We start from the raw sequence: 10,085 nt of genomic DNA, 5'->3' as shown, positions 1-10,085 counted from the left end.
GGCGTGATCTTCCGGATGCGGAAGTTCTGCGCGTCCGAGACGTAGATGTTGCCGTCCTTGTCGAGAACGGCGGAGCCCGGGCCCTCTAGCTGGGCGGACGACGCGGGTCCGCCGTCGCCGCTGAAACCTCCGGAGCCGGTGCCGGCGAGATCGGACGTCTCGCCGACGTTGGTGATCTTCTGGATCCGGTCCGTGGAAAGGCTGGTGACCAGCAGCGAACCTGCCGGGTCGATCGTCAGGCTGTAGGGGCTCAGGCCCTGCACCGTCACGGGCGGGCCGCTGTACGCGGCGACGTTCGTACCGGTTTCGTTGCCCCGGTCGGTGCCGTCGCCGTTGTTCGACAGGGCCACGACCAGGCCGACCGTCAGCGCGACGACCAGCACGAAGACGACGGCCGCGATCATCAGGACGCGGTTGTTGCGGCTCTGGTTGCCGGGCGCGCCTGCTCGGTGCCCCTGGGGTGGTCGCTGGGGAACCGCCGGTCGTGGGACCGGCCCGGCGCCGCGCCAGCCCGGCCCACCCGGCCCACCCGGGGTGCCCGGTGCCGGCTGGCCGCCGTAGGGACGGTTGGGCCCAGGCACGCCCACCGGTCGCGGCTGCGGTGTGGAGCCTGGCATGCCGACCGGTCGCGGCTGCGGTGTGGAGCCTGGCATGCCGACCGGTCGCGGGTGGGGTGTGGAGCCTGGCGGCGCACCCGGCCCCGGCCGGGGTGTCGCGCCCGGTACCGGTCGGGGGTGGGGCGTGCTGACGCCGGGCTGGGCGTAACCGGGCGGTCCGGGCACCTGGCCCGGGCGGGCCATCCCGGGCAGCTGCGAGCCCGTGCCCGGATAGCCCGGGGCCGTCGCGCCCGGGTACTGGCCGGGGCGCTGACCAGGATGACCGCCGCCTCCTGGCTGGCCCGGCGGGTAACCGGGGCCGCCGAAACCGCCGGGAGCACCGGGACCGCCCGGACCGCCGTAACCGGCGCCGGTCGGCGGGATGCCGCCGCCGGGCCGGGCTCCGGGGAAGGAGCCGGCGTGCCCGGTGGCCGTCGAGCCGCCCATAGCGGCGCGGATGTCGTCGTCGACCCGCACCTTCACCTCGGACCGGGAGATCCAGCCCGGGCCGAACGAGCGGGCCGCCGCGAGCGCCAGCTCCTGGGCGAACTCGGACGCGTCGGCGTAGCGGGTGCTCGGTTCCTTGCCCAGCGTGCGCATGATGACCGCCGAGATCGGCGCGGGCACCATGGTGAGCGGTTCGGGCATGACGCTCAGGTGATGGTGGGTCAGCGGCTGCACCGCCATCTGCCGGCCGAACAGCGGCCGCTCGGCGAACATCTCGTAGAGGACGCCGGCCAGCGCGTACAGGTCGGTGGAGGGGAACAGCCGCCCACCCATGATCTGCTCGGGCGCCATGTACCGCGGGGTCCCGAGGATGGCGCTGGCCGTCGTCTCGGCACCGTCGAAGATCTTCGCGATGCCGAAGTCGGTGACCTTGAGCAGCCCGGCGCCGTCGAACATGATGTTGTCGGGCTTGACGTCGNGGTGCAGCACACCCTGGCCGTGCGCGGTGGCGNGCGCGGCGGAGGCGGCCACGCCGATCGCGCAGATCGTCTCCGGGGTGAGCTTCCCGGCGGAGATCCGCTGCTTGAGCGTGCCGCCGGAGAGCAGCTCCATCACCAGCAGGCAGGTGCCCTNGTGCTCCACGTAGTCGTGGATGCGCACGATGTGCGGGTGGTCGAGCTCGGCGAGGACGCGGGCCTCCGAGAGGAAGCGCGCGCGTAGGTCGGGGTCGTCGCTGGTGTCAAGAAGAATCTTGATCGCGACCTTGCGGCCGATGAGCCTGTGCTGGCCGGCGAGGACGAGGCCGTAGCCCCCCTTGCCGAGGTCCCCCTCGACCGCGTAGCCGGGGAGCGCCGCCTCCACGAGAGATCTGTCGATAAGCAAGGTCGGTTCCGTCCGTCACCGGCTGCCGGGTCGTCACCACGACCACGCGGCCAATTGGGGGTTCTTCGGCGCGTTCCCGGCGATACTACGGCCTCATACCCCCCGTCCCGCCCCTGGTAGCGACCCGGCAGCCGCGTCAGATGGACGACTGCAGCATGCTGGGCGTCGTCGACAGGTGTTCGGCCGTGCGGGCACGCGTGAACGTGGCCCGCGCGACAGCACTGCCTTCGAGGAAGGGCCCCACGCCATGGCGAACACCGAGTCCACCGCCCTCGCCGCTGGATCGGCCGTGGAGCGGACCCCGGAGTGGGCGGCGCTGGCCGCGCACCACGCGAAGATCTCCGGAGTCACGCTGCGCAAGTTCTTTGCCGACGACCAGAACCGGGCCGCGTCATTCACGGTCGAGGCGGACGGACTTCACCTGGACTATTCGAAGAACATCATCACATCTCGGACGGTCGAGCTGCTGGTGGCACTGGCCGAAAGCGCCGGACTACGCGGGCGCATCGAGGCGATGTTCNCCGGCCAGCGCATCAACACCACCGAGGACCGGCCCGTCCTGCACGTCGCCCTGCGCGCCCNGGCCGGAACCAGCATCCACGTGGACGGTGTCGACGTGGNTCCCGAGGTGCACGCGGTACTCGACCGGATGTCGGCCTTCGCCGACAGGGTGCGCTCCGGGGTGTGGACGGGCGCGACCGGCGAGCACATCACGACCATCGTGAACATCGGTATCGGCGGCTCCGACCTGGGCCCGGCGATGGCCTACGAGGCACTTCGGGACTACGCCGACCGTTCGCTCGCCGTTCGGTTCGTCTCCAACGTCGACCCGACCGACGTCTGGGAGGCGACCGCGGACCTGGACCCGGCGAAGACCCTGTTCATCGTCGCGTCCAAGACGTTCACCACCCTGGAGACCCTCGCGAACGCCCGCGCGGCCCGCGCCTGGCTGACCGACGCGCTCGGGGAGAAGGCCGTCTCAGCCCATTTCGTCGCGGTCTCGACCAACGCGGAGAAGGTGGCCGAGTTCGGTATCGACACCGCCAACATGTTCGAGTTCTGGGACTGGGTGGGCGGCCGCTACTCGATGGACTCCGCCATCGGCCTGTCGCTGATGGTCGCCATCGGCCCCGACCACTTCCGGGAGATGCTCGCCGGATTCCGCGCGATGGACGTGCATTTCCGCACCACTCCGTTCGAGCGCAACCTGCCGGTTCTGCTCGGCCTGCTCGGCGTGTGGTACCGGGACTTCTTCGGCGCCCAGACGCATGCGGTGCTGCCCTACAGCCAGTACCTGGACCGCTTCCCCGCGTACCTCCAGCAACTCGACATGGAGAGTAACGGCAAGTCAGTTGATCTTGATGGACGGCCNGTACAGGTGCCCACCGGCCCGGTGGTGTGGGGCACGCCCGGAACCAACGGTCAGCATGCCTATTTCCAGCTTCTGCACCANGGGACCACGGTCGTTCCGGCCGACTTCATCGGCTTTCTGCGGCCGAACCATCCCGGTGTCGGTGACGTCGACCAGCACGTCCTGCTGATGGCGAACTTCTTCGCCCAGACCGAGGCGCTCGCCTTCGGCAGGTCTGCCGAGGAGGTCGCGGCGGAGGGGGTCGCGCCGGATCTGGTGGCGCACCGGACGTTCGCCGGCAACCGCCCGACGAACACGCTGCTCGCTCCCAGGCTGACCCCGTTCACCCTCGGTCAGCTCGTCGCGCTGTACGAGCACAAGATCTTCACGCAGGGGGTCATCTGNGGGGTGAACAGCTTCGACCAGTGGGNGGTGGAACTGGGCAAGGTGCTGGCCGGTCGGATCATTCCCGAGCTGACCGNCCACTCGGCGCCGCTGGGCCACGACAGCTCGACGAACGCACTGATCAGCCTGTTCCGTTCCGGCTGACGGCGGCCCGGCGGCCCGGCTGTGTGGCGGTGCGGCTGTGTGGCGGTGCGGCCGTGTGGCGGTGTTGGCTGTGTGGCGGTGGCCGTCGGACAGTTACCGGCGGCGCCGGCCGCCCGCCCCCTCCGGCGCCGATCCGCCCGCCGCGCCGCCCGCCCAGCGCGCCGCCGGACCGGCGATCATTCAGGTAATCAGTAACAGTAGTTCGATGATTCTCGGGGTCATGTTACTCTCTGTGACCAACCCACGGGATGGACGCCCGTGCTGCGACAGACGGACGGACATCCCGGGGGCCACAGGTATGCGAGTCGACTCGACAGCGACGCGAATGACGGTGCGGCGGACCGNGGACGACGTCGTCATCGAACTCGGCGGCCGGTTCGACACCGTCGGAAGGCTACGATTCCGCGAGCAGATCGGCGAGCTGCTTGGCCGGGGCGGCGGCCTGGTTACGGTGGATGTCGGCGATCTTACGGCGGTGGACATCGCGGGACTGGCCGCTCTGCTCCGGGCGGAGCTGCTGCTTCGCCGCGTCCACACCGAGCTGCGCATCCGCGAGGCGGCGCCGGCCTTCACCGAACTCGTCCGGGAGACCGGACTGGCCGGCCGACTGCGGGTCGAGGAGGCCGGCCGCGGCCGCGGCCGCTGATCCGGAGCCCGCTGCTGCGACTGCGGAGCCCGCCACCGCGACTCCGGAGGCCGCCACTGCGACTGAACCGGTCGCCGTCCCTGAGCTCATACCCGGCGCCGAGCTCATACCCGGCGCCGAGCTCATACCCGGCGCCGCCGCGCCGTCTGTCCCGTGGACACCTGTCCGTTCCGCTGGTTGTCCCGCGTCTGCTGGTTCCCTCGCGCCGGTCAGGCTCCGCTCGACCCTGCTCATCATCAGCATCCCGATCATGGTGCAGNGCGGGAAGCTGAGAATGATCAGGATTGTCGGTGACGTCAGGTCCACCGGTCCCCCTCGGGTGATCGGGCTGGGAGGGCCGTTTTGGCACCCCNCAGGTCCGCTTACCCGGAGTGGAGGTCACGTCACCTCTTCACGAGAACGGGCCGCGCCCTCACCCGTGTCGGGTAATCACCCACCCGCGGGGTGAGGCCGGGCGGAGTGTNGGCAAGTCGGTGGTGTGCGTCCGGCCCGACTGCTCGTACTCTTCTCGCAGGGACGTCCGGCCGGAAGGCATCTTCCCGGCCGGCGGCGTCCGCCCGGTTCCGCTGATCTCCNGGCCGGTAGGGGAGGTTCACCGTCAGCACCCAGGACCTGCGTGCCCGACTCGCGATGGTGACCGAACAGGTCGACTTCGCCCTCGCGGAGATCGCGTTGCTCGGGGCAGCCTACCGGCGGGTGGCCCAGGACGACGCCGACTGGCGCTGGCCACCGGAGTCGCTGGAGAATCTCGCCCGGCCCGAGGTCGCCCGGGCGCTGTCCGCCCAGCTTGCGGCCGTGGCCCGGCTGCGGCTGTGGGCGCAGGAGTTGTACGGGCTACAGGAGCAGATCAGCCTGCGGGCGATGGTGCCCTGACGCCGGACCGCCCGGCCCCCGACCGCCCGTCNCGGCGTGTCAGCCAACTCTCCCCGTCTCCNCGTGTCGGCCGCCGCCGTGCCCCACTGNCAGCCGTTTCCCCGGTTGTCGTCTGCTTGATACAGAGCAATGAAAGTGGGGATTGTCGCAACAGGCAAACATCCCGCCACAATTCGGCATCTTCACCAGGCAAACTTGTAGCCGAAAGTAGTAGATCGATTACCTGGCGGGGTATGTTTCTGTCTCCGGCACCCCACCCGTCCCGACGGAACCTGGGCTGGTCCACAATGCGCTCCGCGGGCCTGATAGCAGAAGCCTGAGTGGGGGGACACACGATGGGTACCGAGGCAGAGCCGACCGGCGCGACGACCACACCGCTGCAGATCAGTGTCATCGNCACGGGATATCTGGGTGCGACTCACGCGATCTGCATGAGCGAGCTTGGCTTCGACGTGGTCGGCATCGACGTCGACGCGGAGAAGGTGCATCGGCTGTCCGACGGTGAGGTGCCCTTCTTCGAGCCGGGCCTGGAAGCGCTCCTGCGCAAGAACCTGGAGACCGGCCGGCTGAGGTTCACGACCGCGTTCACGGACGCCGCCGACGCGGACGTGCACTTTCTCTGCGTCGGCACTCCGCAGCGCCCGGACTCCGGCGCCGCCGACATGACCTACGTGGACGGGGCGGTCGAGCGCCTGCTCGCCGCCGGGCCCAAGGCCGGCTCGCTGCTGGTGGGCAAGTCGACGGTTCCGGCCGGGACGGCGGTGCGCCTGGCCGGCTGGCTCGCCCGCGAGGCACCCGAGGTCGACCTCGCCTGGAACCNGGAGTTCCTGCGGGAGGGCTTCGCGGTCGAGGACACCCTGCGCCCGGACCGGCTGGTCTTCGGCCTGCCCGCGGACGACGAGTGGTACGGCGTGCCCGACCGCGTCGCCGACCGGGGCGTGCACACCGGGCGCCGGGCCCGGGTCGAGGCCACCCTGCGCACGGTCTACGCGACGGCGCTGGCAGCGGGCACGCCGGCCGTCGTCGCCGACTTCGCCACGGCCGAGCTGGTGAAGGTGGCCGCGAACGCCTTCCTGGCCACGAAGATCTCCTTCATCAACGCGATGTCGGAGGTCTGTGAGGTGGCCGGTGCCGACGTGAAGACGCTGGCCTCGGCTCTCGCCTACGACAACCGCATCGGTGGACGTTTCCTCGGCGCCGGTCTCGGCTTCGGAGGCGGCTGCCTGCCCAAGGACATCCGCGCCTTTCAGGCCCGGGCCGAGGAGATGGGCGCGGGCCCCGCGCTGCGCTTCCTGGACGAGGTCGACAGCGTCAACCTGCGCCGGCGTGCCCGGACGGTGGAACTGGCGATCCACCTTCTCGGCGGCGGGGCGTCCGGGCGGCGGGTGGCGGTACTCGGCGCCGCCTTCAAGCCCAACAGCGACGACATCCGCGACTCGCCCGCCCTCGACGTGGCCGACGCCCTGCGCCGTTCCGGCGCCCGGGTGACGGTCTACGACCCCGCGGCCATGGAGAACGCCGCCCGGAAGTTCCCCGACCTGCGATACGCCTCCGGAGTCGCGGCGGCGGTCGCCGAGGCCGACGTCGTCCTGCATCTCACCGAGTGGGCCGACTTCCGGGAGATCGATCCGTCGCTGCTGACCCCGCTGGTCCGCCGCCCGGTGATCATCGACGGCCGGAACACCCTCGACCCGCAGCGGTGGCGGGACGCCGGCTGGATCTACCACGCCCTCGGCCGCCCGAACGTCTGAGCCGCCGGCCGGCCGGCAGGCAGGCCCGCCCAGCTCAGCCGGGGCGCTCGGTGTCGAGGTTCTCGAACAGCCGCCTGCTCAGGGCCGCCGCCGCCCGGTTCCCCTTGCGGAGGAAGCGGGTGACGGCTGCCTCCAGGCTCTCGTTCGCGTCGTCCTTGCGCCCCGCGCGGTAGAGCACCTCGGCGCGCGCGAGCAGGGCGCTGCCCTGCCCGTCGATGTCGTCGGTACGGCTCGCGAGATCGCACGCGGTGTCGGCGAAGCGCAGCGCCTCGGCATCCCGGCCGGAGATCGCCAGCAACCGGGCGTGTACCGAGCACCAGCCGGCCTGGGCCGGGAGCTGGTCGCCCGCGGCGGCGTCCCGGCACCGGTTCACGTACTTGGTCGCCTCCTCCAGCTTGCCGAGGCGGACCAGCACGTCGGCGAGCAGGGCGGCCCTGGTTGCCAGGTGCACCCGCTCACCCATCCGGGACAGATGCCGGCAGCTGCGGCGGAGCTCGCGTTCGGCGATCTCCGGTTCGTCGGCGAGCAGCGCGACCCGGGCGACGACGAAACCGCTGTGAAAGGGGTCCGTCCGGGCACCGCGGATGTCCCCGACGATCTCCTCGGCGTCCTTGAGGTGGGTGCGCGCGGCCTCCAGGTCACCGGACATGGCGTTGAGCAGCGCGAGCTGGGCGAGGATGCCGCGGCGCAGGCCGCGGTCGTCCCCCGCCGCCTCCAGCGCCGCGGTGGCCTTCACGATCGAGTACGGCACCGGCCCGGGAACCAGGCTCAGCAGGAGCGCGAGCTCGCGGCGCAGCGAGTGCGCCGCCCGCGGCACACCGGACTCCTCGGCGTGCCGCACGGCGTTCTCCATCGCCTTCTCGGCGGCGGCGAACTGGCCGGCGGCGGCGTACGCGGCGCTCTGGCTGCGGCAGGCGAGCGCCGCCCCGACATCGTCGCCGTCCCGGACGAAGGACGCGAGTGCCGCGGTGGCTTCGGTGAGGGTGNTGGCGACCAGGCCTTCGGGGTCGGTCGCGAACAGCACGCGCAGGTGCGCGAGCCGCGCGTGCGCACGGAGCCCGTCCTCGCCGGCGCGCCGGGCCCGCTCGCTGACCTGCCGCAGGATGCGCTCGGCGTCCGAGAGGCGACCGAAGGAGTACAGGGCCCAACCGAGGTCGATCTCGGCCCGCAGCCGCAGCGGGTCGGTCTCGGGCAGCAGCGTGATCGCGCGTTTCAGCAGCTGCGCGGCCCCCGTCTCGTCGCCCTGGCGGACCCGGTCGGCGGCTTCGATCAGGCAGGTGGCGGCGGACCGGCCGAGTTCGATCATCTCGTTGTCGCGCTGACCGAGCTCCACCCGGTAGCGATAGGCCTGCTCCAGGTGGTAGCCGACCAGCTCGNCGTGCTCACCGGGACCGCCGACCATCCGGGCCTGCAGCCAGCCGGCGAACCGCTGGTGCAGGTCGGCGCGCTGCCGTTTGGACGTCGTCTGGTAGGCACAGTCGCGCAGCAGGACGTGCAGGAACCGGTACGCCTCCACCCCGGGCAGGTCGGAGCGGTCGGGATGCACCAGCTCCTTGCGAACCAGCGCGAGGCAGTGCTCCGCGACGTAGGGGCGTTCCGCCGGCTCGGAGAGCTCGATCACGGCGTCCAGGTAGAAGCGCTCGCCGACGACCGCGGCTCGTTCGAGAACCTGGCGCTCGGGTGGGTCCAGCCGGTCGAGACGGGCCGCGAGCAGCGCGGAGATCGTCGGCGGCACCTTGACGCCGCGCAGGTTGCGGACGGCGATCCACCGGCTGCCCTCCCGGCGCAGCAGGCCGTCGTCGACCAGCGCGGCGACCATCTGCTCGACGAAGAGCGGGTTGCCGGCGGCCGAGGTGGTGATCCTGGAGACCAGCGCCGGGTCCAGGTCGTCCGAGCCCATCAGGGTGCGGATCAGCCGGTGGCAGCGGGCCTCGGTGAGCGGAGCCAGCAGCAGCGAGGTGGCGTTGAGCTTGCCGCCGCCCCACTGCCGCCGCTCCTCCAGCAGCTCGGGGCGGGACAGGCACAGCAGCAGGATGGGCGCGTCCCGCGACCAGTCGGCGACATGTTCGATGAGGTCCAGCAGGGTCGGCTCCGCCCAGTGGACGTCGTCGAACCACAGCACCAGCGGCCGCTGCTCGGCGAGCGCCTGGAAGAAGGTGCGGACCGCCCAGAAACTCTCCTGGGTGCCCAGCTCGGCGCCGCCGAGCCCGACCAGCGGGGCGAGCGCGTCGACCACCTCGGCGGCCTGCGGGACACCGGACAGCAGGCTCTTCAGCCGCAGGCGGCCGTCGGGGGCGCTCTCGTCGGCGGACATGCCGGTGGCCTGGCGCACCATCTCCATCAGCGGCCAGTAGGCGATGCCCTCCCCGTAGGACAGGCACCGGCCGGTGAGCACGGTCGCCCGGCTGGTGATGCTCTGGCAGAACTCGCCGACCATGCGCGACTTGCCGATCNCGGCCGGCCCCAGCACCGTGAACAGGTGGCAGGTCCGCTCCTCCACGACCGCCTCGAAGGCGTCCTGGAGCCGGCGGCGCTCCCGGTTGCGGCCGATCACCGGCGCGGCGAAGCCCGGGCTGGACTCCCGCAGGCCGGGCCCGGCCTGCGGGTTGCGCAGCCCGATCAGCCGGTGGGCCCGCACCGGCTCCCGTTTGCCCTGCACCACCAGTGGCCCGACGGAGCTGACAGTGACACTGTGTCGGACGAACCGGTAGGTGCTGTCACCGATGAGGATCTCGTCCGGCGGGGCCGCCTCCTCCAGCCGGGAGGCGACGTTCACCGCGTCGCCGGTCGCGCCACCACCGGCGACCGTCACCTCGCCGGTGTTGATGCCGATCCGCACCCGCAGCCGAAGGCCCAGATCACGATGGAACTCGGCGTTGAGTTCCTCCATGGCGGTGCGGATGTCCAGACTGGCCCGGATGGCGCGCAGCGCGTCGTCCTCGTGCAGCACCGGAATGCCGAACACGGCGAACACGGCGTCACCGATGAAC

The 10,085-nt window shown here is 71.5% G+C and carries 5 protein-coding genes and 12 pseudogenes; 10 read left to right on the top strand and 7 right to left on the bottom strand.

The genetic code is table 11. The features are described from left to right. The 3 genes and pseudogenes from UG55_RS18775 to UG55_RS39045 form a co-directional block, all read right to left on the bottom strand. A pseudogene (locus tag UG55_RS18775) lies at positions 1 to 1,521 on the bottom strand (protein kinase); the annotation flags it as partial. Positions 1,522 to 1,555: 34 nt separating this feature from the next. Then, a pseudogene (locus UG55_RS39050) lies at positions 1,556 to 1,675 on the bottom strand (hypothetical protein); the annotation flags it as partial. 1 nt (position 1,676) lies between these two features. Continuing rightward, a partial coding sequence (locus UG55_RS39045; protein WP_242424756.1) for a protein kinase domain-containing protein occupies positions 1,677 to 1,925 on the bottom strand: 249 nt, incomplete at its 3' end. A 247-nt stretch (positions 1,926 to 2,172) separates the two neighbouring features. Here UG55_RS39045 and pgi (UG55_RS39040) point away from each other — a divergent pair. The 10 genes and pseudogenes from pgi (UG55_RS39040) to UG55_RS18755 form a co-directional block, all read left to right on the top strand. After that, positions 2,173 to 2,445, top strand: a pseudogene (gene pgi / locus UG55_RS39040) (glucose-6-phosphate isomerase); the annotation flags it as partial. Between the two features lies 1 nt (position 2,446). Then, positions 2,447 to 2,506: pseudogene (locus UG55_RS39035) on the top strand (hypothetical protein); the annotation flags it as partial. A gap of 40 nt (positions 2,507 to 2,546) precedes the next feature. Further along, positions 2,547 to 3,296, top strand: a pseudogene (gene pgi, locus UG55_RS39025) (glucose-6-phosphate isomerase); the annotation flags it as partial. A gap of 1 nt (position 3,297) precedes the next feature. Beyond that, a pseudogene (locus tag UG55_RS39020) lies at positions 3,298 to 3,377 on the top strand (hypothetical protein); the annotation flags it as partial. Position 3,378: 1 nt separating this feature from the next. Then, positions 3,379 to 3,680, top strand: a pseudogene (gene pgi, locus UG55_RS39015) (glucose-6-phosphate isomerase); the annotation flags it as partial. Positions 3,681 to 3,707: 27 nt separating this feature from the next. Next, positions 3,708 to 3,757: pseudogene (locus tag UG55_RS39005) on the top strand (hypothetical protein); the annotation flags it as partial. Positions 3,758 to 4,170: 413 nt separating this feature from the next. Further along, positions 4,171 to 4,471: STAS domain-containing protein (locus tag UG55_RS18765; RefSeq protein WP_242424755.1), on the top strand; the 301-nt coding region annotated here is incomplete at its 5' end. A 630-nt stretch (positions 4,472 to 5,101) separates the two neighbouring features. After that, a complete protein-coding gene (locus UG55_RS18760) occupies positions 5,102 to 5,344 on the top strand; it encodes a hypothetical protein (protein ID WP_066070855.1) in 243 nt (80 codons plus the stop codon). A 397-nt stretch (positions 5,345 to 5,741) separates the two neighbouring features. Beyond that, positions 5,742 to 6,163: pseudogene (locus tag UG55_RS39000) on the top strand (UDP-glucose 6-dehydrogenase); the annotation flags it as partial. 1 nt (position 6,164) lies between these two features. After that, a partial coding sequence (locus UG55_RS18755; protein ID WP_242424754.1) for a nucleotide sugar dehydrogenase occupies positions 6,165 to 7,095 on the top strand: 931 nt, incomplete at its 5' end. 34 nt (positions 7,096 to 7,129) lie between these two features. On the opposite strand, the pseudogene UG55_RS38995 reads toward UG55_RS18755, so the two are convergent. The 4 genes and pseudogenes from UG55_RS38995 to UG55_RS38980 form a co-directional block, all read right to left on the bottom strand. Beyond that, a pseudogene (locus tag UG55_RS38995) lies at positions 7,130 to 8,081 on the bottom strand (guanylate cyclase); the annotation flags it as partial. Between the two features lies 1 nt (position 8,082). Continuing rightward, a pseudogene (locus tag UG55_RS38990) lies at positions 8,083 to 8,471 on the bottom strand (tetratricopeptide repeat protein); the annotation flags it as partial. Position 8,472: 1 nt separating this feature from the next. Further along, positions 8,473 to 9,548: pseudogene (locus tag UG55_RS38985) on the bottom strand (ATP-binding protein); the annotation flags it as partial. Between the two features lies 1 nt (position 9,549). After that, on the bottom strand, positions 9,550 to 10,085 hold a 536-nt coding region (locus UG55_RS38980), incomplete at both ends, for an adenylate/guanylate cyclase domain-containing protein (protein WP_242424753.1).

Source organism: Frankia sp. EI5c, assembly GCF_001636565.1.
In the GTDB taxonomy this organism is placed as follows: domain Bacteria; phylum Actinomycetota; class Actinomycetes; order Frankiales; family Frankiaceae; genus Parafrankia.
The sequence above is the reverse complement of the archived record's forward strand: the minus strand, read 5'-3'. Positions and strand labels throughout refer to the sequence as shown.

What these genes read in the sequence shown, in the direction of transcription:
- UG55_RS18760 (WP_066070855.1), top strand. Translation starts at nt 5,102, where the DNA reads ATGGTGACCGAACAGGTCGACTTCGCCCTCGCGGAGATCGCGTTGCTC.